General features: G+C 41.8%; 26 protein-coding genes. 16 read left to right on the forward strand and 10 right to left on the reverse strand.

The genetic code is table 11. From position 1 onward, the window contains the following. The first annotated feature begins 279 nt into the window (after positions 1–279). Positions 280–948 carry an MIP/aquaporin family protein gene (locus ACXYSM_RS07110; RefSeq protein ID WP_458634868.1) on the forward strand — a complete coding sequence of 223 codons (669 nt, stop codon included), beginning with the start codon at positions 280–282 and terminating at the stop codon, positions 946–948. 216 nt (positions 949–1164) lie between these two features. Here ACXYSM_RS07110 and queF read toward each other — a convergent pair whose 3' ends face one another. The 7 genes from queF to ACXYSM_RS07145 form a co-directional block, all read right to left on the reverse strand. After that, a complete protein-coding gene (gene queF / locus ACXYSM_RS07115) occupies positions 1165–1656 on the reverse strand; it encodes a preQ(1) synthase (protein ID WP_000082589.1) in 492 nt (163 codons plus the stop codon). A gap of 18 nt (positions 1657–1674) precedes the next feature. Beyond that, entirely contained in the window at positions 1675–2391 is a 717-nt protein-coding gene (gene queE / locus ACXYSM_RS07120) for a 7-carboxy-7-deazaguanine synthase QueE (RefSeq protein ID WP_458634869.1), read from the reverse strand. Then, entirely contained in the window at positions 2384–2827 is a 444-nt protein-coding gene (gene queD, locus ACXYSM_RS07125; RefSeq protein ID WP_000464566.1) for a 6-carboxytetrahydropterin synthase QueD, read from the reverse strand. Before queD ends, queE begins: the two co-directional genes overlap by 8 nt. Continuing rightward, on the reverse strand, positions 2827–3480 hold the full coding sequence (gene queC / locus ACXYSM_RS07130; protein WP_004250769.1) for a 7-cyano-7-deazaguanine synthase QueC: 654 nt from the start codon (positions 3478–3480) through the stop codon (positions 2827–2829). Before queC ends, queD begins: the two co-directional genes overlap by 1 nt. Positions 3481–3682: 202 nt before the next feature. Beyond that, positions 3683–3997, reverse strand: coding sequence for a thioredoxin (trxA, locus tag ACXYSM_RS07135; RefSeq protein WP_001029581.1), 315 nt, complete (start codon positions 3995–3997; stop codon positions 3683–3685). Positions 3998–4011: 14 nt separating this feature from the next. Beyond that, positions 4012–4233 carry a DUF4649 family protein gene (locus ACXYSM_RS07140; RefSeq protein WP_004250771.1) on the reverse strand — a complete coding sequence of 74 codons (222 nt, stop codon included), beginning with the start codon at positions 4231–4233 and terminating at the stop codon, positions 4012–4014. A 97-nt stretch (positions 4234–4330) separates the two neighbouring features. Then, a complete protein-coding gene (locus ACXYSM_RS07145) occupies positions 4331–4711 on the reverse strand; it encodes a MarR family winged helix-turn-helix transcriptional regulator (protein WP_458634870.1) in 381 nt (126 codons plus the stop codon). A 180-nt stretch (positions 4712–4891) separates the two neighbouring features. Here ACXYSM_RS07145 and ACXYSM_RS07150 point away from each other — a divergent pair, with 180 nt between their 5' ends. Next, the gene (locus tag ACXYSM_RS07150; RefSeq protein WP_004250774.1) at positions 4892–5266 is read left to right on the forward strand and encodes a CidA/LrgA family protein; all 375 of its coding nucleotides are present in this window, start codon (positions 4892–4894) and stop codon (positions 5264–5266) included. Next, a complete protein-coding gene (locus tag ACXYSM_RS07155; RefSeq protein WP_314944349.1) occupies positions 5263–5958 on the forward strand; it encodes an LrgB family protein in 696 nt (231 codons plus the stop codon). The genes ACXYSM_RS07150 and ACXYSM_RS07155 overlap by 4 nt, the downstream gene beginning before the upstream one ends. A gap of 69 nt (positions 5959–6027) precedes the next feature. Here ACXYSM_RS07155 and ACXYSM_RS07160 read toward each other — a convergent pair whose 3' ends face one another. Genes ACXYSM_RS07160 through ACXYSM_RS07170 form a run of 3 tightly spaced genes read right to left on the reverse strand, consistent with a single transcriptional unit; the run spans position 6028 to position 7839 of the window. Next, positions 6028–6759: a hypothetical protein gene (locus ACXYSM_RS07160; protein WP_458634871.1), complete on the reverse strand. Its 732-nt coding sequence runs from the start codon at positions 6757–6759 to the stop codon at positions 6028–6030. Between the two features lie 15 nt (positions 6760–6774). Further along, on the reverse strand, positions 6775–7470 hold the full coding sequence (locus tag ACXYSM_RS07165) for an ABC transporter ATP-binding protein (RefSeq protein WP_458634872.1): 696 nt from the start codon (positions 7468–7470) through the stop codon (positions 6775–6777). 3 nt (positions 7471–7473) lie between these two features. Then, the gene (locus tag ACXYSM_RS07170; protein ID WP_458634873.1) at positions 7474–7839 is read right to left on the reverse strand and encodes a GntR family transcriptional regulator; all 366 of its coding nucleotides are present in this window, start codon (positions 7837–7839) and stop codon (positions 7474–7476) included. A gap of 143 nt (positions 7840–7982) precedes the next feature. Here ACXYSM_RS07170 and nrdR point away from each other — a divergent pair, with 143 nt between their 5' ends. The 13 genes from nrdR to recG all read left to right on the forward strand — a co-directional run bounded on the left by nrdR (position 7983) and on the right by recG (position 22603). Beyond that, on the forward strand, positions 7983–8456 hold the full coding sequence (gene nrdR, locus ACXYSM_RS07175; RefSeq protein ID WP_004250782.1) for a transcriptional regulator NrdR: 474 nt from the start codon (positions 7983–7985) through the stop codon (positions 8454–8456). Continuing rightward, positions 8457–9626: a replication initiation and membrane attachment family protein gene (locus tag ACXYSM_RS07180; protein ID WP_458634874.1), complete on the forward strand. Its 1170-nt coding sequence runs from the start codon at positions 8457–8459 to the stop codon at positions 9624–9626. It abuts the gene before it with no gap. Further along, entirely contained in the window at positions 9627–10523 is an 897-nt protein-coding gene (dnaI, locus tag ACXYSM_RS07185) for a primosomal protein DnaI (RefSeq protein WP_004250785.1), read from the forward strand. After that, positions 10520–11233, forward strand: a complete 714-nt coding sequence (locus ACXYSM_RS07190) for an NADPH-dependent oxidoreductase (protein ID WP_414254036.1) — start codon at positions 10520–10522, stop codon at positions 11231–11233. The genes dnaI and ACXYSM_RS07190 overlap by 4 nt, the downstream gene beginning before the upstream one ends. A gap of 13 nt (positions 11234–11246) precedes the next feature. Beyond that, positions 11247–12557: a ribosome biogenesis GTPase Der gene (gene der / locus ACXYSM_RS07195; protein ID WP_004250788.1), complete on the forward strand. Its 1311-nt coding sequence runs from the start codon at positions 11247–11249 to the stop codon at positions 12555–12557. Positions 12558–12749: 192 nt separating this feature from the next. Further along, positions 12750–13592: a TPM domain-containing protein gene (locus tag ACXYSM_RS07200; protein ID WP_458634875.1), complete on the forward strand. Its 843-nt coding sequence runs from the start codon at positions 12750–12752 to the stop codon at positions 13590–13592. A gap of 38 nt (positions 13593–13630) precedes the next feature. After that, positions 13631–14224, forward strand: coding sequence for a LemA family protein (locus ACXYSM_RS07205; protein ID WP_004250792.1), 594 nt, complete (start codon positions 13631–13633; stop codon positions 14222–14224). Between the two features lie 179 nt (positions 14225–14403). Then, on the forward strand, positions 14404–16917 hold the full coding sequence (secA, locus tag ACXYSM_RS07210) for a preprotein translocase subunit SecA (RefSeq protein ID WP_458634876.1): 2514 nt from the start codon (positions 14404–14406) through the stop codon (positions 16915–16917). Between the two features lie 80 nt (positions 16918–16997). After that, positions 16998–18029 (forward strand): 3-deoxy-7-phosphoheptulonate synthase, encoded by a 1032-nt coding sequence (locus ACXYSM_RS07215; protein WP_458634936.1) that lies wholly within the window; start codon positions 16998–17000, stop codon positions 18027–18029. 1 nt (position 18030) lies between these two features. Beyond that, the gene (locus tag ACXYSM_RS07220) at positions 18031–19062 is read left to right on the forward strand and encodes a 3-deoxy-7-phosphoheptulonate synthase (protein WP_458634877.1); all 1032 of its coding nucleotides are present in this window, start codon (positions 18031–18033) and stop codon (positions 19060–19062) included. A gap of 44 nt (positions 19063–19106) precedes the next feature. Beyond that, on the forward strand, positions 19107–19469 hold the full coding sequence (acpS, locus tag ACXYSM_RS07225) for a holo-ACP synthase (protein WP_458634878.1): 363 nt from the start codon (positions 19107–19109) through the stop codon (positions 19467–19469). Continuing rightward, a complete protein-coding gene (gene alr, locus ACXYSM_RS07230) occupies positions 19459–20562 on the forward strand; it encodes an alanine racemase (RefSeq protein ID WP_458634879.1) in 1104 nt (367 codons plus the stop codon). The genes acpS and alr overlap by 11 nt, the downstream gene beginning before the upstream one ends. Then, positions 20513–22603 (forward strand): ATP-dependent DNA helicase RecG, encoded by a 2091-nt coding sequence (gene recG / locus ACXYSM_RS07235; RefSeq protein WP_458634880.1) that lies wholly within the window; start codon positions 20513–20515, stop codon positions 22601–22603. Before alr ends, recG begins: the two co-directional genes overlap by 50 nt.

A 22603-nucleotide genomic window follows, 5' to 3' on the forward strand; every position in this document is an offset into this window, starting at 1 on the left:
AAAGGGTTATAAGTGAGTTGTGATAGACTCTAAAAGAAGTCCTATCACTTTTTAGTATATACCTTTGTGAAATTAGTGTCAAATAAAGACTGGTTTTTTAGAAAAATGAATATTTTCAAAACCAAAATGATTGATAACTTTCCTTTGTGAGATTTAGAGTCAGAGAAATAAAACTATCGTGTAAAGGGGAAAAGCGCACAATATTTTCCAAGCACTTTTCTTGAAACCCTTTCCTCCTTCTGATAGACTAATACATAGTTTGAAAAAAGGAGACTTAATATGAAAAAATTTGTTGCTGAATTGATCGGTACTTTTATGCTTGTGTTCATCGGAACAGGAGCTGTTGTTTTTGGAAATGGTATTGAAGGACTTGGACACCTTGGAATTGCTCTTGCCTTTGGTTTGGCAATCGTAGTTGCAGCTTTCTCAATCGGAACTGTTTCAGGTGCTCACTTGAACCCAGCTGTTTCTATTGCCATGTTTGTTAACAAACGTTTGTCATCTTCAGAACTTGTAAACTACATCCTTGGTCAAGTAGTTGGTGCTTTCCTTGCATCAGGATCTGTGTTCTTCCTCTTGGCAAATTCAGGAATGTCAACTGCAAGTCTTGGTGAAAATGCCTTGGCAAACGGTGTAACTGTCTTTGGTGGTTTCTTGTTTGAAACAATCGCAACTTTCTTGTTTGTTTTGGTGATCATGACTGTAACTTCAGCAAGCAAAGGAAATGGCGCAATCGCTGGTTTGGTGATCGGTTTGTCATTGACAGCTTTGATTCTAGCTGGCTTGAACATCACTGGACTTTCAGTAAACCCAGCTCGTAGCTTGGCTCCTGCTGTATTGGTAGGTGGCGCAGCACTTCAACAAGTTTGGATTTTCATCCTTGCACCAATCGTTGGTGGAGTTCTTGCAGCCCTTGTTGCTAAAAACTTCCTTGGAACTGAAGAATAATTGAAACTTAAAAAGCCTTGCTTCTCATCTTGAGGAACAGGGCTTTTTCGTATGATACTCTTCGAAAATCTCTTCAAACCACGTCAGCTCTATCTGCAACATCAAAACAGTGTTTTGAGCTGACTTCGTCAGTCTTATCTACAACCTCAAAGCAGTGTTTTGAGCAACCTGCGGCTAGCTTCCTAGTATGCTCTTTGATGTTCATTGAGTATGAGTTTAACGGTTGTCAATTTTCTCTGGATAGAGGTCATGTTGGAAGAGGCGTTGTTCTGCCAATCCTTCATACTTGGTTCCAGGTCTACCGTAGTTGTAGTAGGGGTCGATTGAAATGCCACCGCGAGGTGTAAATTTTCCCCAGACTTCTAAATAGCGAGGGTCTAGCAAGTTGACCAAGTCTTTCCCAATAGTGTTGATACAGTTTTCATGAAAATCTCCATGGTTTCGGTAGCTAAAGAGGTAGAGTTTGAGGGATTTTGACTCGACACAGAGCTTGTCAGGAATGTAGGAAATATAAATGGTTGCGAAGTCTGGTTGAGCGGTAATAGGGCAAAGTGAGGTAAATTCAGGGCAGTTAAATTTGATGAAATAGTCATTTTCTACATGACGATTGTCAAAGGATTCCAGGACTTCTGGTTGATACTCGAAAATGTAGTTGGTTTCTTTGTTGCCTAGTAGGCTGAGGTTTTTCATTTCTTCTTGTTGTGACATGATTTTTTCTTTCTATTCTTAAACACCACGTTGGTTATCGTAGAGGAGGGTATGGAGTTGAGGAAGGACGCGGACATTGCCCCAGCTATCATCAGTAGCGACACGTTCCCAGAGTTCTTTGAGGCGGTCCAGTTGATCTTGGACAATATTGCCTGTAGCCTTGGGCTCAGGATTTCCCGCCGATAAGAAGAGGACATCTGGTTGGTAGCGTTCTTGAATACCTTTGGCGAAGGCTAGATCTGCATCATCAAAGACAGGGATTTTAAAGGTTACTTTGTCTGGATCTAGTTGGGAAACGATAAAGTCCAAGGTCTCAAAGTTGACTTCCATCTTGGATGAGGGTGGCTTGGGACTCAGAGTGACCTGGTCGATGTCTTTTAACCAATTTTGCCAGCGGGAGCCTTGGGTCTCAACGGCAAGAGTGATACCACGTTCCTTGAGCTTGGTTACTAGCTCAGCCATGTTGGCTGCTAGGATAGCAGGATTCCCCCCAGATAGGGTGACATAGTCGTAGCTTCCTAGTTTGTCTAACTCAGCGATTACTTCATCAGCTGTCATACGAGTTGGTTTTTCAGAACCGTCCCAAGTAAAGGCGGAATCGCACCAGTCGCAGTGGTAGTCGCAACCAGCAGTGCGGACAAACATGGTTTTCTGGCCAATAGCACGACCTTCACCTTGAAAGGTAGGCCCAAAAATTTCTAGAACTGGTAGTTTGAGGACACGTTCCTTAGTCATCTAACCACTCCCGTCTAAACTCTGCAAAGGCAGTCGGAGTTTCATAGAGGCGAACATATTCCAAACGGAGACCGCGCTCGTCTGGCAACTCTTGACTCATGGTTTGGAAAATCCAGTAGACCATATTTTCAGCAGTCGTATTCATGTAGGGCAGGGTTTCATTGAGATAGCGATGATCCAAGTGGGGCTCTAAGTAGTCCTTGTAGATAGCTTTGATGTCTCCGAAATCGTAGGTCATACCTCTATCATCTAAAAATCCACTGACAGCGATTTGCAGATGATAAGTGTGACCGTGTAGGGATTTGCATTTTCCTTCATAGTGAAAGAGGTGGTGGGCAGCATCGAAGGTAAATTCTTTTGAGACTAAGGTTCTGTGAGGATTGTAGACAAGAGATTCCCCAGTTTCTTGTTTGATTTCTTTGGGGGCAAAAAACATCAGGCCTCTCCTTTCTGAGAGAGATAAACCTCTAAACCATGTTGGCGTAGATGGCAGGCAGGACAATCTCCACAACCAGTACCGATAATCCCATTGTAGCAGGTCAAGGTCTTCTCACGAACGTAGTCAAAGGCACCAAGTTGGTCAGCTAATTCCCAAGTTTCAGCCTTGTCTAGCCACATGAGAGGCGTTTGGATCACAAAGTCGTAATCCATAGCGAGGTTGAGCGTGACATTGAGTGATTTGACAAAGACATCCCGACAGTCAGGATAACCTGAGAAGTCTGTTTCGCACACTCCTGTCACGATATCCGTAATTCCACGCTGCTTGGCAAGGACTGCCGCAAAGGACAGAAAGAGATGATTGCGACCGTCAACGAAGGTATTAGGAACCTCTCCTTCTTTTTGCTCAATTTCTAAATCTGAAGTCAAAGCATTTTCAGTAATTTGTCCTAGCAGAGACATATCTAGGATATGATGACGAATTCCTTGTTCCTCAGCGATTTCTTTGGCCACTTGAATTTCTAAATGGTGGCGTTGACCGTAGGCAAAGGTAACGGCTTCGACCCTTTCATAGTGTTGCTTGGCCCAGAAAAGGCAGGTTGTTGAATCTTGACCGCCACTAAAGACGACCAAGGCTGATTGACGTTTCATAGTACTCCTTCCAAAATGGGAAATGTTCAGAGCACGCAAAAAGCCCCCTAGAGGGAGCTAAAAAATACCAAGTAGAGGTTTTTTTTAGCGATGGCATGTCCCAAACATCGTAATATTCTAGTTACAGTCTAGCATATTTTTTGAAAAATGGCAAAGGGCAAGAAAAAAGAGACCAAATGAATGCATTTGGTCTCTCCTTTGATTAGCTTAATTCAGCAACGATGGCTTTGATTTGTTCAGCTGTGTGGACACCTGCCACTTGTTTAACCACTTGTCCATCTTTCTTGAAGAGAAGAGTAGGGATAGACATGATACCAAATGCACGAGCTGTGTTTGGATTTTCATCAACGTCCATTTTAACGATCTTCAAGACATCTTCTGAAAGTTCTTCAGACAATTTGTCCAAGATTGGACCTTGCATACGACATGGACCACACCAAGTTGCCCAGAAGTCTACCAAGACCAATCCGTCTTTAGTTTCTTGTTCGAATGTTGCATCTGTAATTGCTTTTGCCATAGTATTTCTCCTTTTTAATTATATTGGCTTAAATCTTGTTTCATGAGATAGAAGAAGACATCTCCATAAGTCCCATGGTAGTCCAAATCATGCCCCTTGTAGGTTACTTTTTGGACAGGGTAGTAGTCTGCGACACCAATCAGGCAGGCATGTTGAGAACGTTCAAATTCTTCGTATGACTCGAAGGTCATGGTTCTCTCTTGCTTGCTGGCATCAAGATAAGTGATTTCAATCATAAGATTCTCCTTTGCTAAATTATGTTTTCATTTTACTCCTTGGAAAAAGGAATGTCAAGAAAATTGATTGCGCACGCAACTTTTTTTGAAAATCTGATTAAGAAATGAAATCAAGACTAATTTCCAGTCTTTCTTCGACGGCTTTTTGCAGGTAAGCTAGGGTTGTTTGTCCCTCGTCAGTCAGGCAGATAAAACTAGCTCGCTTGTCTTGGTCGCAACATCTCCGACTAAGCAAACCACAGTTTTTAGCTTCTAGTCGTGCTACCATCCGTGATACTGCGCTTGGACTCAGATGGAGTTTGTCCGGCAGGTCAATCTGTCTCAAAGATTTTTCTTGAGCCTGATTTAAAAAGTGCAAGAGATAGAATTCTTTGAGCGTTAGGCTTTGGTCACTCTGCTCAGCAATCGTTTGCTCTAAAAGGGCTTCTAGCTCTACTTGTCGGCGGTTGAAGTCAAACCATTTTTCTAAGTAAGTCATATCAATCTCCTTTCTATATGGTAGTTATAAACAGATTTGCCTATCTGAGATGCTTGCGCACGCAATTAGTATACAACTTTTTGGAATAGATAGCAAGAAGGATGTTTCTTGTGTATTTCCTTGAAATTTTCAGAAAAAAGAGTAAACTGGTATGCAGAAAATCTATTTGTGGGGTAAACGATGAAATTATATGTTCAGTTAATGATTCTCTTTGTCATTTCACTGATTGGTGAGGGAATCTCTAGCTTTTTCCATTTGCCTATTCCTGGAAGCATTATTGGTTTAATTATTTTATTTTTAGCCTTGCAGTTCAAGTGGTTGCGGGTACGTCATGTCAACATGGTTGGGAATTTTCTCCTAGCTAATATGACTATTCTATTTTTGCCTCCTGCAGTTGGGATTATGGAGAAATTTGATGTGATTGCTCCTTATTTATTGCCCATTGTCTTGATTGTCTTTTTTGCAGCAGTTATCAATATTATCTTGATTGCGCTTGTAGTTCAGTTTATCAAAAAGCGTTATGAAGGAGATTACGAAGAAAGAGGTGCCAAATGAGCGAATTTGTATCCAATCCACTTTTTGGGATAGCCTTGTCCATTTTGGCTTATCTTGGAGGCATGATTATCTTTAGACGGTACCCTCATCCTCTGACCACTCCCTTGCTGCTAGCAACTTTATTTATCATTGCTTTTCTAAAACTGACTGGTATTTCTTATGTTGCCTATTATCAAGGTGGGGTCTACCTCAATAACTTGATTGTTCCTTCAACAGTAGCTTTAGGAATTCCTCTTTATAAGAGTTTTCACCTCATGAAACACCATGTTAGAAGTATTCTACTAAGTAGTTTCCTTGCTGTTGTTGTAAATACAGTTTTTACAGCTTTAGTTGCAAAATTTTTCGGTATGGATTTCTTCTTGGCGATTTCGCTTTTCCCAAAGTCTGTAACGACGGCCATGGCAGTTGGAATTACGGATAAGCTACAAGGGATAGCGACGATCACCTTGGTAGTTGTGGTAGCAACTGGCATTTTGACTAGCGTTATTGGACCAACACTTTTAAAATGGCTAAAAATTGACGATCCAGTAGCTGCTGGTCTTGCTCTTGGAGGAACTGGTCACGCAGTTGGGACTGGAACAGCTTTTAGCTATGGACCAGTTGCAGGTGCTATGGGTGGTCTGGCTATCGGTGTCACCGGTATTCTCTATGTATTTGTAAGTCCCATCGTAGCAGGTTTGATATTGAGTTAAAAAATAAGAATGTTATATTTCTTTGTGTAAAAAGAAGCCCCTAGCTTTATTTGCTAGGGGCTTTATTCATTATTGTAGATTAACTTTGTTCTTCAAGATGTAGTAGGTTCCGAGATAGAAGCCGACGCTAAGGATTAAGTCTTTGAAAATTTCAAAGGATAATACCCAATTGTAGTCGAAATCGATGCGAAGATTGAGGGTGATAAATCCAAGAACAACTTGGATGGCGATGTAGGCGACGACCGCAAGAGCTGTACGGTATTCATTAAAGAGTTGGCCGATAGAGATAGACAAGTAGATACAAAGAATACCTGCAAGAGTGTTAAAAATATAGGAAATCAAGGCTAACCAGAAATTATCTTGATAATTTTTTAGCATATACTCGGCAAAGGTAGATAGGTAAGCGCCTGGATAAACCATGACAATGATGATGTAAAGACTAAAAAGAAAGACCACTGTACTCGCCAAAGACCAAACAAAGGCTCCAAGCAGTTTAGCGGAGAGGATCTGGTGTTCAGATACTGGCAGGGTGAGTGTTAGATAGCCACGACGATCATAAACACTTCCCTTAAATCGTTGAATAATCAAAATCAAGGTTGAAATACTCAAAGTAATAACCAATCCCCCAAAAACCAGAGATAGAAATACTAACATGACAACGCCCTTATCTTGATAATAGGTGCTTGAGAGGCTACTGCCCTGAATACCTATGATGACAGATAAGGATAGTACGGCTGCATAGAGGGCTAAAAACCATTTGTTGACATTTTTAAATTCATAACGAACTAAATTCCAAAACATAACAATCTCCTTTAACTAGGCTTTGAATTCGTGACGGAAGAGCTGGTCAATTGATTCACCTGACTCGTAACGAATATCATCCACATTCCCTTGACGGACGACTTTTCCGTCCTTGAGGAAAATAATCTCATCCAAGATAGGCTCGATATCTGAAATCAAGTGAGTTGAAATCAAGACAGTCGAAGTTGGAGAGTAGTTGTTGATGATGGTGTTCAAGATGTAGTCACGCGCTGCGGGATCGACACCACCGATTGGTTCGTCAAGGACGTATAGACGAGCGTCACGACTCATGACCAGGATCAACTGAACTTTTTCTTTGTTTCCTTTTGATAGTTTCTTGAAACGGCTATTCTCATCGATACCAAGGTCACGAAGAAGACCTTGAGCACGTTCCAGATTAAAATCTTTATAGAAGGTCTTGAAAAAGGTAAGAGCTTCTTTGACCTTCATCTGTTCGTTGAGATAGGTCGTATCAGGTAGATAAGAAACGATAGCCTTAGTTGCTGGGCTTGGTTCCATATCGTTGATAAGAATACGTCCTCCATCAGGTTGTAACAAGCCGTTGATTAGTTTAATCAGGGTTGTTTTTCCGGAACCGTTTGGGCCAAGGAGCCCCACAATCTTCCCTGCTGAAATTTCAAGGGAAACATTTTGAAGAGCAGGGCTTGCTCCATAGAATTTTGAAACATTTTCAAACGTTAACAAGGTCATAGTCTAAACTCCTTCAATATAATCTCTCAAAACAGTTGGTAGTTCTTCTTTTTCATAGCCAAATTCTACCATACCTATTACAAATTGCTGCAACTGTTCTTCTGATAGTTGCTTCCGGGATTGGAGGATTAGGTCCAAATCCTCGGTGACAAAACGCCCTGCAGTCCGCTTGGTGTATACGAAGCCTTCTCTTTCTAGGTCTGATAGGGCACGTTGGATGGTATTAGGATTGACGCCAGCCTCGCTAGCCAGTTCTCTGACAGTTGGCAGTTGTTGGTTGGGTTCTAGTTTATGAGAAACGATTTGCAGTTTGATCTTATCCATTATCTGCAAATAAATGGGTTTGTTGTTATCAAATGTCCAGGACATCACGGTCTCCTTTCAACAATTTCTTTTTGTATCACTTAAATAATACAACTAAACAAGAAACTTGTCAAGTCAAAAGGAGAATTATTTTGGGAATTGCTCAAAAAAATGGTATAATGAAAAGAAAACGACAAGGAGGGGAAGGCATGCGTTGTCCAAAATGTGGCGCTACTAAATCCAGTGTTATCGATAGTCGCCAGGCCGAAGAAGGAAATACCATTAGACGTAGACGTGAGTGTGAAGAATGTCAGCATCGTTTTACGACCTATGAACGTGTAGAAGAGAGAACGCTGGTTGTGGTCAAGAAGGATGGTACACGGGAACAGTTCTCCAGAGATAAAATCTTTAACGGGATTATTCGTTCGGCTCAAAAACGTCCGGTGTCTAGTGATGAGATTGGCATGGTGGTCAATCGTATCGAACAAAAACTCCTCAGTCGCAATGATAATGAAATTCAAAGCGAAGATATTGGTTCTCTGGTCATGGAAGAATTGGCTGAACTGGATGAAATCACTTACGTTCGTTTCGCCAGCGTCTATCGTAGCTTTAAAGACGTGAGTGAGCTCGAAAATCTTCTCAAACAAATTACGCAATCTTCAAAGAAGAAAAAGGAAAAATAAATGAAGCCTAATGATCGTTTTTCTTTTCTAAAGAATAATCGGGTGTCGCAAGATCCCACAACTTTGGTGCAGTGCTACCTCCCGATTATCGGTCAGGATGCGCTGAGTCTTTACCTTTATACCTTAGCTTTTTGGGATGATGGACAAAAAGAACACCTGTTTGCAGCTATCCTCAATCATCTCAATTTTGGGATGGATAGGCTGTTAAAGGCTTTTAAAATCTTATCAGCCTTCAATTTGGTTACCCTCTATCAAAAGGGTGACGGCTATGAACTTGCTATTCATCCAACGCTTTCTAGCTCGGATTTCTTGCGTCATACGGTTTATCGTACCTTATTGGAGAAAAAAATCGGTGAGCCAGCAGTTTCTGATTTGCGCCAAGAGCAGGCTGGCGGAGAGCCTTTGACTGTTCCTTTGAGTCAGGCCTTTCCAGAGATAGAAGAATTGGCTAGTCATGATGAGACACCAGTAACAGCTGATTTTAAAAATGATTTTGATTTGGAGCATTTTCGTCAGCTTATGGCGAGAGATAATCTCCGTTTCCAAGATGAACAGTCAGATGTTTTAGAGTTATTTAAAATTGCTGATGAGAAAAAATGGACCTGGTTTGAAACCTATCAACTAGCTAAAGGAACAGCTGTTTCACAAGTTATTTCTGTCAAGCGCATGCGTGAAAAATTAGCGCAAGAGTCTGTTGCATCGGACTTTAGTCCCCAAGAAGCAACCATTATCCGAGAAGCTAAAAGTAAAACTGCCTTGCAATTTTTAGCGGGAATCAAACAAACACTAAATGCTGGAATTATCCAAGCCGAACGCGATTTGCTAAAACAGATGGCAGATTTAGGCTTGCTTGATGAAGTTATCAATGTCGTTATCCTCTTGACCTTCAACAAGGTTGATTCGGCCAATCTCAATGAAAAATATGCCATGAAAGTGGCCAATGATTACTCTTATAACAAAGTCAGAACTGCTGAAGAGGCTGTGCTTCGAATTAGAGAAAAAAATCAAAAGGGGCAAGAATCAAAAACAGCGAAGACAAGCCAGGCAAAAACCAATGTTCCTAAATGGAGTAATCCAGAATATAAAAACACGTCATCAGCTGAGGAATTGGAAGAAATGGAACGCCAAACCCTAGAATTATTAGCGAAATTAGATAATGGAGGTGAATAGATGGAAAGTGTAGGAGATGTGCTAAAAGGTCATCCCAGCCGTTTTCAATACCAGGACCTGGTCCATCAAATTGTAAAAGATCCTGATGTTGCGGCTTTTATCCAGAAGGAATCTCTCAGTCAAGAGGAATTGAATCGTAGTATCTCTAAGTTTAACCAATACATCACCGAGCGTGATAAGTTCCTTCGCGGAGATACAGACTATATCGCGCGTGGTTACAAGCCTATCCTGGTCATGAACCATGGTTACGCAGATGTATCCTATGAGGAAACTCCGGAACTGATTGCGGCTGAAAAAGAAGCAGCTATTAAGAAACGTCTAAAATTAATCAATTTACCATCTAGTTTGAAAAATGTCAGCTTTTTAGATGTTTATCGTGATGATGTTGCACGTTTAGCTGTTCTAAATAGAATGATCAAATTTGTTAATGATTACCCAGAAAACCGTAAAGGTCTCTATCTCTATGGAGATTTTGGGGTAGGAAAGAGCTTTATGGTGGCTGCCCTAGCCCATGATTTGTCAGAAAAACGTGGCGTTTCATCAACTCTTCTCCATTATCCGAGCTTTGTCATTGATGTCAAAAATGCTATCGGTGATGGAAATGTCAAGAATTTGGTGGATGAAATCAAGCAAGCGGAAGTCTTGATTTTGGATGACATTGGTGCGGAACAGTCAACACCTTGGGTCCGTGATGAAGTCTTGCAAGTCATTCTTCAGTATCGTATGCAAGAAGATTTACCAACCTTTTTTACTTCCAACTTCAATTTTGAAGATTTGGAAAAACATTTTGCAAAAGGCAAGAACGGAAACGATGAAACTTGGGAAGCCAGACGTGTCATGGAGCGTATTCGTTATTTAGCAGAGGAAACAAGATTAGAAGGAGAAAATCGTCGATGACAGAAACGATTAAATTAATGCAAAGCCACTCATCAGTGCGCAGATTTAAGGAAGAAGAGATTCCACAAGAGGACTTGAATGAGATTTTAACAGCTGCCCAAATGGCTTCTTCTTGGAAAAATTTCCAATCTTATTCTGTGATTCTAGTCAGAAGTCAAGAAAAGAAAGATGCTCTTTTTGAGCTGGTTCCTCAGGAAGCGATTCGTCAGTCTGCCGCCTTCCTCCTCTTTGTAGGAGATTTAAACCGTGCAGAAAAAGGGGCTCGTCTCCATACCGATACTTTCCAACCTCAAGGAGTGGAAGGTCTCCTAATCACTTCAGTAGATGCAGCCTTGGCTGGACAGAATACTTTGCTTGCGGCAGAAAGCCTTGGCTATGGAGGAGTAATTATCGGTTTGGTGCGTTACAAATCTGTTGAATTAGCAGAATTGTTCAAGCTTCCTGACTATACCTATCCAGTTTTTGGGATTGCACTCGGTGTGCCGAACCAAAAACATGATGTAAAACCAAGATTACCACTCGAAAATGTTGTTTTTGAGGAAGAATATCAAGAACAAACAGCTGAGGCTATTGAAGCCTATGACCGTGTGCAGACCGAATATGCAGGAGCTCGTGCGACTACAACTTGGAGTCAACGTCTTGCAGAGCAATTCGGTCAGCCTGAACCAAGCTCAACTAGAGAAAATCTTGAACAAAAGAACTTATTGTAGAAAGTGAGAAAACATGGCCTTACCAACTGTTGCCATCGTAGGACGTCCCAATGTTGGGAAATCAACCCTGTTTAACCGTATTGCAGGGGAACGCATCTCAATCGTAGAAGATGTCGAAGGAGTGACACGGGACCGTATCTATGCTACTGGTGAATGGCTTAACCGTTCTTTCAGTATGATTGATACTGGAGGGATTGATGATGTTGATGCTCCATTTATGGAACAAATCAAGCACCAGGCAGAGATTGCCATGGAAGAAGCTGATGTCATCGTTTTTGTAGTTTCTGGAAAAGAAGGAATTACGGATGCTGACGAATACGTAGCCCGTAAACTATATAAAACTCATAAACCTGTTATCCTTGCAGTTAACAAGGTTGACAATCCGGAAATGAGAAATGATATCTATGATTTCTATGCTCTTGGATTGGGAGAGCCATTGCCAATTTCATCTGTGCACGGGATTGGTACAGGGGATGTATTAGATGCCATCGTCGAAAATCTCCCACATGAAGTCGAAGATGAAAATCCAGATGTCATTAAATTCAGCTTGATTGGTCGCCCGAATGTCGGAAAATCTAGCTTGATTAATGCTATTTTGGGAGAAGATCGCGTAATTGCCAGTCCTGTAGCTGGTACAACTCGTGATGCCATTGATACACATTTTACAGATGCGGATGGCCAAGAGTTTACCATGATTGATACGGCTGGTATGCGTAAGTCTGGTAAAGTCTATGAAAACACAGAGAAATACTCAGTCATGCGTGCCATGCGAGCTATTGACCGTTCAGATGTAGTCTTGATGGTCCTCAATGCCGAAGAAGGCATCCGTGAGTATGATAAGCGTATCGCTGGATTTGCCCACGAAGCTGGTAAAGGGATGATCATCGTAGTTAACAAGTGGGATACTCTTGAAAAAGATAACCACACCATGAAAAACTGGGAAGAGGATATCCGTGAGCAGTTCCAATATCTGCCTTACGCACCGATTATCTTTGTTTCGGCTTTGACCAAGCAACGTCTCCACAAACTTCCAGAGATGATTAAACAAATCAGCGAGAGTCAAAATACACGTATCCCATCAGCAGTCTTGAATGATGTCATTATGGATGCTATCGCCATCAACCCAACACCGACAGACAAAGGGAAACGTCTTAAGATCTTCTATGCGACTCAAGTGGCAACTAAACCACCGACCTTTGTGATTTTTGTCAACGAAGAAGAACTGATGCACTTCTCTTACTTGCGTTTCTTGGAAAATCAAATCCGCAAGGCCTTCGTCTTTGAGGGGACGCCAATCCATCTGATCGCAAGAAAACGGAAATAAAATGATAAAAAGAGGAAGGTTAACAGACCTTCTTTTTTGTAGAGGATACTAAGAGTGTAGATCTAAATTTGTCATCAAATTAACATCATTTTCCTAGTCCTTGTCACGGTTTTGTAATGGAAAGGTACTTTCTTTGTAAAAGTCAAAATGCTATAATGCTCTAAACAATTTTCCTTGCACAAGGAGGTTATTATGAAAAAAGATAGATTGTTAAAGAATCCTTTCTTGGTGCGTCTACTTGGATTGCTGATGGCATTTTTCTTCCTATCAGCATTCACTGCACCTGAAAAACCAGACTATGGTATCTATGACCCAAATCATTATTTGACAGAGGAAGTAGTTACTCAGATTCGTGATTTGAATGAAGCCAATAGCCAAAAGGCAGAAAAGCTTCAAATAGGCGTCTATATTGTAGATAGTCTGGAAGGAGAAAGCATTGAAACGGTGGCTAATGAAACTGCCAGGGCTTGGAAGATTGGCTATTCAGGAGATAATTTTGGAAGTCTCATTGTAGTAGCCGTTCAAGACCGTAAATCAAGAATTGAAACCAGTAATAACACCGCCATTAGAATAACGGACTATCAAACCAAGCAGATCTTGGCAGCCAGCCGTACAGATTTTAAAACTGGTGACTATAGTAAAGGAATTCTAGCGATTGCCAAAGGATTGGACAATCAGTTTTATAGAGGAACTGGGACCTTCTCGTCTGATGATGAATCCTCTGATATCAAACGTTATTCTGAAAGTATCAGTGGCAAAAAATCGAGTCGCAATAGTAGCTCATCTAGTCACCGTAAGAACAGTGACCCTATGGACAATGTGTTCGGAGTCGGGATAATCATTTATTTCATTATCGTATTTATAGCTATTATTAGAGGAGGCGGCGGTGGCCGAGGAGGAGGTTCCTCTGACGGAGGATGGTGGTTTAGTGACTCATCCGACTCAGGTTCTTCTTGGTCAGATTCAGGCTCAGACTCTTCTAGTAGCTGGGACGGTGGTGGCTTCGATGGCGGTGGGTCATCCGATGATTGGTAATGTTCGTGTAAAAATTAAGGAAATAAGTAGGTTTAGATATGAAAAATAAAGGAATTATTTATGTGTTGAGCATTTTGTTGGCTATTATCTTGCTTGGCGGTTGCTCAGTAGTAGGCACTTATAACGGACTTGTCTCCGAACAAACCAAGGTCGAACAAGCGCAAGCCGATGTAGCGACAGCTCTTCAACGTCGTTCTGACTTGATTGGAAATTTGGTAGAGTCTGTAAAAGGCCAGATGAACCATGAGACAGAGGTTTTCACCAAGATTGCAGAAGCTCGTGCTAAAATTGGGAATGGTTCCGTAACTTCAAAAGAAAATCAAGAGGCCCAAGGAGAGTTGAGTTCTGCCATCTCACGCTTAATCTCCTTAACAGAAAATTATCCAGAACTCAAGAGCAATCAAAATGTGGAACAACTCATGACGGAACTGGCTGGAAGTGAAAATCGTATCTTTGTAGCCCGTAAGGATTACAACAAAGTGGCAACAGAATACAATCAAAAATTAAGAAGCTTCCCAACAGTTCTTTTCGCCAACATGATGAACTTTAAAGAGGCAGAAACCTTTAAAGAAAGCGAAGAAGCTAAGACAGCTCCAAAGGTTGACTTTAGTACTTCTACAACCAAAGAATAGGCTTGAAATTTCTAAAAGAAAATCAATGATTAGTAATAGTTTGAACATTTACAACAAAAGGCTCTAAATGAGCCTTTTTTAGCTTGTATAAACACGGATTCTTTCTTGAAAAAGCTGGGCAAATATGCTACAATAAAAAGAACATTCTAAAATATTCAGAATTTAAAGTAAGGAAAAAAATGGCAAATTTATTAAAAACAATCATCGAAAATGATAAAGGGGAACTTCGCCGCTTAGAAAAGATGGCTGATAAAGTCCTCAAATACGAAGATGAAATGGCTGCTTTGACAGACGAGCAGTTGCAAGCTAAGACAGAAGAATTTAAGCAACGTTATCAAAATGGTGAAACCCTTGATCAACTCTTGTACGAAGCCTTTGCGGTTGTACGTGAGGGAGCTAAGCGTGTTCTTGGACTTTTCCCATACAAGGTTCAGGTTATGGGTGGTATCGTTCTTCACCACGGTGACGTTCCAGAGATGCGTACAGGTGAAGGGAAAACCTTGACAGCGACAATGCCGGTATACCTTAATGCCCTTGCAGGAAAAGGTGTACACGTAGTTACCGTCAACGAATACCTTACAGAACGTGACGCGACTGAGATGGGTGAGTTGTACTCATGGCTTGGTTTGTCAGTAGGGATCAACTTGGCTGCAAAATCTCCAATGGAGAAAAAAGAAGCTTATCTTTGTGATATCACTTATTCGACAAACTCAGAAATTGGTTTCGACTATCTTCGTGACAACATGGTTGTTCGTGCAGAGAACATGGTTCAACGTCCGCTCAACTATGCCTTGGTCGATGAGGTTGACTCTATCTTGATCGACGAAGCTCGTACACCATTGATCGTTTCAGGAGCTAATGCAGTTGAAACAAGCCAGCTCTACCACATGGCTGACCACTTTGTGAAGTCTTTGGATAAAGATGACTACATCATTGATATTCAGTCTAAGACAATCGGTTTGTCTGATTCAGGTATTGACAAGGCTGAAAGTTTCTTCAAACTAGAAAATCTTTATGATATCGAAAATGTGGCTTTGACTCACTTTATCGACAACGCCCTTCGTGCCAACTACATCATGATTCTTGATATTGACTATGTGGTCAGCGAAGAACAAGAAATCTTGATTGTCGACCAATTTACAGGTCGTACCATGGAAGGTCGTCGTTACTCTGATGGTTTGCACCAAGCGATTGAAGCTAAAGAAGGTGTGCCAATCCAAGATGAAACTAAGACATCAGCATCAATCACCTACCAAAACCTTTTCCGTATGTATAAAAAATTGGCAGGTATGACAGGTACTGGTAAAACGGAAGAAGAAGAATTTCGCGAAATCTATAACATCCGTGTTATTCCAATTCCTACCAACCGTCCAATCCAACGTATTGACCACTCCGACCTTCTCTACGCTAGCCTCGATGCAAAATTCAAGGCTGTAGTAGAAGATGTTAAGGCGCGTTACCAAAAAGGTCAACCAGTCTTGGTAGGTACTGTTGCCGTTGAAACCAGTGATTTTCTTTCTAAGAAATTGGTTGAAGCAGGCGTACCTCACGAAGTATTGAATGCTAAAAACCACTACAGAGAAGCGCAAATCATCATGAACGCTGGTCAACGTGGTGCAATCACTATCGCAACCAACATGGCCGGTCGTGGTACCGATATTAAGCTTGGTGAAGGGGTTCGTGAACTTGGTGGTCTTTGTGTCATCGGTACAGAACGTCACGAGAGCCGTCGTATCGATAACCAGCTTCGTGGGCGTTCAGGTCGTCAAGGTGACCCAGGTGAGTCACAGTTCTACTTGTCACTTGAAGACGATTTGATGAAGCGTTTCGGTTCAGAACGTTTGAAAGGTGTCTTTGAACGTCTCAATATGTCTGACGAAGCCATTGAATCTCGTATGTTGACACGTCAGGTCGAAGCAGCACAAAAACGTGTTGAAGGAAATAACTACGATACTCGTAAACAAGTCCTTCAATATGACGATGTCATGCGTGAACAACGTGAGATCATCTACGCACAACGCTATGATGTTATCACTGCAGAACGTGACTTGGCTCCTGAAATTCACGCTATGATTCGCCGTACGATTGGACGAATTGTAGATGGCCATGCTCGTTCTAAACAAGATGAAAAACTTGAAGCAATCTTGAACTTTGCCAAGTACAACTTGCTTCCAGAAGATTCAATTTCACTTTCAGACCTAGAAGGTTTGTCAGACCAAGCTATCAAGGATGAACTATACCAACGTGCATTGAAAGTCTACGATAGCCAAGTTGCTAAACTTCGTGATGAAGAAGCTGTTAAAGAATTCCAAAAAGTCTTGATTCTACGTGTTGTTGATAATAAATGGACAGACCACATCGATGCTCTTGACCAGTTGAGAAATGCTGTTGGACTTCGTGGTTATGCTCAAAACAACCCTGTCGTAGAATATCAAGCGGAAGGCTTCCGTATGTTTAACGATATGATTGGTTCGATTGAGTTTGATGTGACTCGCTTGATGATGAAAGCACAAATTCATGAACAAGAGCGACCACAAGCTGAACATCATATCAGTACGACAGCGACTCGAAATATTGCTGCGCAACAAACAAATCTTCCAGCTGATTTGGACCTCAGTCAGGTGAAACGTAATGACTTGTGCCCATGTGGTTCTGGTAAGAAATTTAAAAATTGTCACGGTAAACGACGTTAAGAATGACTAATTTTCAGGCGGATGCCTAGTGAAAAGTGAATTTTCACTTGGCATCCGTTTGCTTTATAAGGAGATGAATGATGGTATTTACAGCAAAAAGTCCGAAAATTGATATTGAAGAGGTTCGTAGTTTGTCTAAATTAGAAGGACAAGTACTTGCTAACAAACTCCAACGTGACCAAGAGCTTGAAGCGATTATTCGAGGAGAAGATCAACGTATTTTGTTGGTGATTGGCCCTTGCTCGTCTGACAATGAAGAGGCAGTTCTTGAGTATGCGAAGCGATTGTCAAAACTTCAAGAAGAAGTGAAAGACCGTATCTTTATGGTGATGCGTGTCTATACAGCTAAACCACGTACTAATGGTGATGGTTATAAGGGCTTGATTCACCAGCCAAATGCCAAAGAGGCACCTAGCCTTATCAATGGAATCAAAGCCGTTCGCCATTTGCACTACCGTGTTATTTCTGAAACAGGAATGACCACGGCAGATGAAATGCTATATCCAGAGAACCTTCCCTTGGTAGATGATTTGATTTCTTATATGGCGGTTGGAGCCCGTTCGGTTGAAGACCAACAGCACCGTTTTGTAGCCAGCGGGGCAGATTTTGCAACAGGTTTTAAAAATCCAACTTCTGGAAATCTCAATGTTATGTTCAACGGTATTTATGCCGCTCAAAACAAGCAGAGCTTCCTTTTCTTAGGGAAAGAAGTAGAAACTACTGGAAATCCTCTATCACATGCTATTCTCCGTGGTGCCCTCAATGAATACGGGAAAAATATTCCCAACTACTACTACGATAATTTGATGGATACCATAGCCCAATATGAGCAAATGGGCCTTGAAAATCCATTCATTATCATCGATACCAACCATGACAACTCAGGGAAACAATACATGGAACAGATTCGTATCGTTCGCCAGACCTTGATTAACCGCGACTGGAATGAAAAGATTAAAAAATATGTACGTGGGTTCATGATTGAGTCTTATCTAGAAGATGGTCGTCAAAATGAGCCTGAGGTCTTTGGCAAGTCGATCACGGATCCATGTTTAGGATGGGAAAACACTGAAGCTCTTGTTCGTGAAATCTACCAAAAACTAGGAGAATAATATGGCATTTATTGAGAAAGGCCAAGAAATCAACATTGAGGCGATTAAGGCAGCAACACAATTATCTGCAGAAACCTTGCAGCATAAGGAAAGTCGTGACCAAGAATTAGCAGATATCCTTTCAGGAAAGGATGACCGCCTCCTTTTGGTCATTGGACCTTGTTCGTCTGACAATGAAGAAGCAGTTCTTGAGTATGCTCGCCGTTTAGCAGACTTGCAGAAAAAAGTTGCGGACAAGATTTTCATGGTCATGCGTGTATATACTGCAAAGCCACGTACCAATGGTGATGGCTATAAGGGGTTGGTTCATCAGCCAGATACTTCTAAAGCTCCAAGCTTGATTAATGGTTTGCAGGCTGTTCGTCAGCTTCATTATCGAGTGATTACAGAAACTGGATTGACCACAGCGGATGAAATGCTCTACCCAGCTAATCTGGTTTTGGTTGATGACTTGGTGAGTTACCATGCTGTGGGTGCACGTTCAGTAGAAGACCAGGAGCACCGTTTTGTAGCTTCAGGTATTGATGCACCAGTAGGGATGAAGAATCCAACCTCTGGAAATCTATCTGTGATGTTTAATGCTATCTATGCTGCACAAAACAAACAAACCTTTCTCTTTCATGGTCAAGAAGTTGAAACTTCAGGAAATCCCTTGGCTCACGTCATCCTTCGTGGAGCTATGAATGAATACGGGAAGAATGAACCAAATTTCTACTATGAAACTCTCTTAAATGCTATCGGTCGCTACGAGTCTATGGGCCTTGAGAATCCTTTCATCATGATTGATACCAACCATGATAATTCAGGGAAACAATATATGGAGCAAGTTCGAATTGTTCGTCAAGCTCTGCTCAACCGTGACTGGAATGAAAAAATTAAGAAGACAGTTCGAGGTTTCATGATTGAATCCTACTTAGCGGATGGACGCCAAAACCAACCAGAAGTCTTTGGTTGTTCCATTACAGACCCATGTCTAGGCTGGGAAAATACAGTAGCCTTGGTAGAAGAAATCTATACTACCTTAATAAAATAAGTGAAAAGGATGGAGTTGGGGGATCTCAACTCCTTTTGAAGAAAATGATAGTTGGACACGGAATCGATATTCAAGAATTGGCTTCCATACAAAATGCAGTTGAAAAAAGAGAAGGTTTTGCGCAGCGTGTCTTGACAGACATGGAAATGGAGCGCTTTGCCAGTCTCAAAGGTCGTAGACAGATCGAGTATTTGGCTGGTCGTTGGTCAGCTAAAGAAGCTTTTTCAAAGGCTATGGGAACGGGTATTGGCAAGCTGGGCTTTCAGGACTTGGAAGTTTTGAACAATGAGAGAGGGGCTCCCTACTTCAGCAAATCCCCATTTTCAGGAAAAGTTTGGCTATCGATTAGCCATACAGAACAGTTTGTGACAGCTAGTGTTATTTTGGAGGAAAATCATGAAAACTAGTCCACATAGACCAACCAAGGCCTTTATTAATCTAGAAGCAATCCGCTACAATATCCAACAGATGGGAGCACACATTCCTAAAGGCACCCTCAAATGGGCGGTTGTGAAAGCCAATGCCTATGGACATGGAGCGATAGCTGTTGCAAGAGCTATCCAGGATGATGTAGATGGCTTTTGTGTGTCAAATATTGATGAAGCCATCGAACTCCGTCAGGCAGGTATCGCTAAGAAAATTCTTATTTTAGGAGTATCTGAGGTTGAATCTTTTTCATTGGCTAAGGATTTTGATATTACCTTGACAGTGGCAGGATTGGAATGGATTGAGAATCTCCTTGCTACTGAGTCAGACTTAACTGGTTTAACCGTTCACCTTAAGATTGACTCAGGCATGGGACGAATTGGTTTTAGAAGTGCCAGTGATGCCGAACAAGCCCAAACTTTACTCAAGGAACATGGAGCCAATGTTGAGGGAATCTTTACGCACTTTGCAACAGCAGATGAAGAGTCAGATACCTACTTTAAGCAACAGTTAGAGTGTTTTAAGGGAATCCTAGATGACTTGAAGGAAGTGCCAAAATTCGTTCATGCTAGTAACTCCGCAACGACTCTATGGCATGCGGAAACGATTTTTAATGCTGTTCGCATGGGGGATTCCATGTATGGTCTCAATCCAAGTGGACAAGTATTGGAATTGCCTTATGAACTAAAACCAGCCTTAGCTTTGGAAACAGCCATCGTTCATGTCAAAACAGTAGAGGCTGGAGCTTGTATGGGCTACGGAGCGACTTATCAGGCAGACAGTAAGCAAGTCATTGCCACTTTGCCAATCGGTTATGCAGATGGTTGGACACGAGACATGCAGCATTTCTCAGTTCTGGTGGATGGCCAATTGTGTCCCATTGTAGGACGTGTATCCATGGACCAAATCACCATTCGCTTATCTAAGCTTTACCCATTGGGTACCAAGGTAACTTTGATTGGCTCAGACGGTGATAAAGAAATTACTGCAACAGATGTAGCAGTTCATCGAGGAACCATTAATTATGAGGTGGTTTGTCTCCTCAGTGATCGCATTCCGAGAGAATATTATTAAAAAAACAAATGGAAAGGAGAGGAGCATGAATTTACATCAACCCTTGCATGTTTTACCAGGAGTAGGACCTAAATCAGCAGAGAAATATGCCAAACTAGGAATTGAAAACTTGCAAGATCTCTTGCTCTACTTCCCTTTCCGTTATGAAGATTTTAAGACTAAGCAGGTGCTAGAGCTAGAAGACGGTGAAAAGGCTGTTTTATCTGGTCAGGTAGTGACACCAGCCAGTGTTCAGTATTATGGTTTTAAGCGCAATCGCCTACGTTTTAGCCTCAAGCAGGGAGAGGTTGTTTTTGCAGTTAATTTCTTCAACCAACCCTACCTAGCAGACAAGATTGAACTAGGAGCAACCTTGGCTGTCTTTGGCAAGTGGGATCGTGCCAAGGCAAGCCTCACAGGCATGAAGGTTTTAGCTCAAGTCGAGGATGACCTCCAGCCTGTCTATCGTCTGGCACAAGGCGTCAGTCAAGCAGGACTTGTTAAGGTCATCAAGACCGCCTTTGATCAGGGACTGGACCTCTTGATAGAAGAAAACATCCCCCAGTCCTTGCTAGATAAATACAAACTCATGCCCCGTAGTCAGGCTGTTCGTGCCATGCACTTTCCTAAAGATTTGGCAGAATACAAACAGGCTCTCCGTCGAATCAAATTTGAAGAACTCTTTTATTTCCAAATGCAATTACAGACCCTCAAGTCTGAAAATAAGGTCCATGGAAGTGGTCTGGTCCTAAATTGGTCTCAGGAAAAACTAACTGCAGTGAAAGAGAAATTGCCTTTTGCCTTGACCCAAGCCCAAGAAAAAAGCCTACAAGAAATTCTAACAGATATGAAGTCGGACCATCACATGAATCGACTCTTACAAGGGGATGTAGGAAGTGGGAAGACAGTGGTTGCAGGTCTTGCTATGTATGCAGCTGTAACGGCAGGGTATCAGGCTGCCCTCATGGTTCCAACAGAGATTCTTGCAGAGCAGCATTTTGAAAGTCTAGAGAGTCTCTTTCCTGATTTGAAATTAGCTCTTCTAACAGGTTCATTGAAAGCTGCAGAAAAACGCAAGGTCTTGGAAACCATTGCTAAGGGGGGAGCCGATGTGATTATCGGAACCCATGCTCTTATACAAGACGGCGTGGATTATGCCCGACTCGGCTTGATTATCATCGATGAGCAACACCGCTTTGGTGTAGGGCAAAGGCGTATTTTACGGGAAAAAGGTGAAAATCCAGATGTCCTCATGATGACGGCAACTCCCATACCACGGACCTTAGCCATCACTGCATTTGGAGATATGGATGTTTCTATTATTGATCAGATGCCTGCTGGACGCAAACCCATCGTAACTCGCTGGATCAAGCATGAACAGTTGCCACAGGTCTTGACTTGGTTGGAGGGTGAGATTCAGAAAGGCTCCCAAGTCTATGTTATCTCTCCTTTGATTGAAGAATCTGAAGCCTTGGACCTTAAAAATGCTATCGCTCTGTCAGAGGAGTTAACAACTCATTTTTCTGGGAAAGCAAGAGTTGCTCTTTTACATGGTAAGATGAAGAGTGATGAAAAAGACCAGATTATGCAGGATTTCAAAGAGAGAAAGACAGATATCCTGGTCTCTACAACGGTTATCGAAGTTGGGGTCAATGTTCCAAATGCGACAGTCATGATTATCATGGATGCTGACCGTTTCGGACTTAGTCAACTTCACCAGCTCAGAGGTCGTGTCGGTCGTGGAGACAAGCAGTCCTATGCAGTTCTAGTGGCCAATCCAAAAACTGACTCTGGGAAAGACCGCATGCGTATCATGACGGAAACGACCAATGGTTTTGTCCTTGCAGAAGAAGATTTGAAAATGCGAGGCTCTGGTGAAATTTTTGGAACTAAACAGTCAGGTCTACCAGAGTTTCATGTGGCTGATATCATCGAAGATTTCCCAATTCTTGAGGAAGCCAGAAAGGTAGCCAGCTATATCAGCTCCCTACCTAATTGGCGAGAGGACCCAGAGTGGCACATGATTGCCTTACATCTAGAGAAGAAAGAATATCTGGATTAA

It is taken from the genome of Streptococcus sp. V940, assembly GCF_054353495.1.

Coding starts and splice junctions, on each gene's coding strand:
- ACXYSM_RS07110 (WP_458634868.1), top strand. CDS start 280: ATGAAAAAATTTGTTGCTGAATTGATCGGTACTTTTATGCTTGTGTTC.
- queF (WP_000082589.1), bottom strand. CDS start 1,656: ATGTCACAACAAGAAGAAATGAAAAACCTCAGCCTACTAGGCAACAAA.
- queE (WP_458634869.1), bottom strand. CDS start 2,391: ATGACTAAGGAACGTGTCCTCAAACTACCAGTTCTAGAAATTTTTGGG.
- queD (WP_000464566.1), bottom strand. CDS start 2,827: ATGTTTTTTGCCCCCAAAGAAATCAAACAAGAAACTGGGGAATCTCTT.
- queC (WP_004250769.1), bottom strand. CDS start 3,480: ATGAAACGTCAATCAGCCTTGGTCGTCTTTAGTGGCGGTCAAGATTCA.
- trxA (WP_001029581.1), bottom strand. CDS start 3,997: ATGGCAAAAGCAATTACAGATGCAACATTCGAACAAGAAACTAAAGAC.
- ACXYSM_RS07140 (WP_004250771.1), bottom strand. CDS start 4,233: ATGATTGAAATCACTTATCTTGATGCCAGCAAGCAAGAGAGAACCATG.
- ACXYSM_RS07145 (WP_458634870.1), bottom strand. CDS start 4,711: ATGACTTACTTAGAAAAATGGTTTGACTTCAACCGCCGACAAGTAGAG.
- ACXYSM_RS07150 (WP_004250774.1), top strand. CDS start 4,892: ATGAAATTATATGTTCAGTTAATGATTCTCTTTGTCATTTCACTGATT.
- ACXYSM_RS07155 (WP_314944349.1), top strand. CDS start 5,263: ATGAGCGAATTTGTATCCAATCCACTTTTTGGGATAGCCTTGTCCATT.
- ACXYSM_RS07160 (WP_458634871.1), bottom strand. CDS start 6,759: ATGTTTTGGAATTTAGTTCGTTATGAATTTAAAAATGTCAACAAATGG.
- ACXYSM_RS07165 (WP_458634872.1), bottom strand. CDS start 7,470: ATGACCTTGTTAACGTTTGAAAATGTTTCAAAATTCTATGGAGCAAGC.
- ACXYSM_RS07170 (WP_458634873.1), bottom strand. CDS start 7,839: ATGTCCTGGACATTTGATAACAACAAACCCATTTATTTGCAGATAATG.
- nrdR (WP_004250782.1), top strand. CDS start 7,983: ATGCGTTGTCCAAAATGTGGCGCTACTAAATCCAGTGTTATCGATAGT.
- ACXYSM_RS07180 (WP_458634874.1), top strand. CDS start 8,457: ATGAAGCCTAATGATCGTTTTTCTTTTCTAAAGAATAATCGGGTGTCG.
- dnaI (WP_004250785.1), top strand. CDS start 9,627: ATGGAAAGTGTAGGAGATGTGCTAAAAGGTCATCCCAGCCGTTTTCAA.
- ACXYSM_RS07190 (WP_414254036.1), top strand. CDS start 10,520: ATGACAGAAACGATTAAATTAATGCAAAGCCACTCATCAGTGCGCAGA.
- der (WP_004250788.1), top strand. CDS start 11,247: ATGGCCTTACCAACTGTTGCCATCGTAGGACGTCCCAATGTTGGGAAA.
- ACXYSM_RS07200 (WP_458634875.1), top strand. CDS start 12,750: ATGAAAAAAGATAGATTGTTAAAGAATCCTTTCTTGGTGCGTCTACTT.
- ACXYSM_RS07205 (WP_004250792.1), top strand. CDS start 13,631: ATGAAAAATAAAGGAATTATTTATGTGTTGAGCATTTTGTTGGCTATT.
- secA (WP_458634876.1), top strand. CDS start 14,404: ATGGCAAATTTATTAAAAACAATCATCGAAAATGATAAAGGGGAACTT.
- ACXYSM_RS07215 (WP_458634936.1), top strand. CDS start 16,998: ATGGTATTTACAGCAAAAAGTCCGAAAATTGATATTGAAGAGGTTCGT.
- ACXYSM_RS07220 (WP_458634877.1), top strand. CDS start 18,031: ATGGCATTTATTGAGAAAGGCCAAGAAATCAACATTGAGGCGATTAAG.
- acpS (WP_458634878.1), top strand. CDS start 19,107: ATGATAGTTGGACACGGAATCGATATTCAAGAATTGGCTTCCATACAA.
- alr (WP_458634879.1), top strand. CDS start 19,459: ATGAAAACTAGTCCACATAGACCAACCAAGGCCTTTATTAATCTAGAA.
- recG (WP_458634880.1), top strand. CDS start 20,513: ATGAGGTGGTTTGTCTCCTCAGTGATCGCATTCCGAGAGAATATTATT.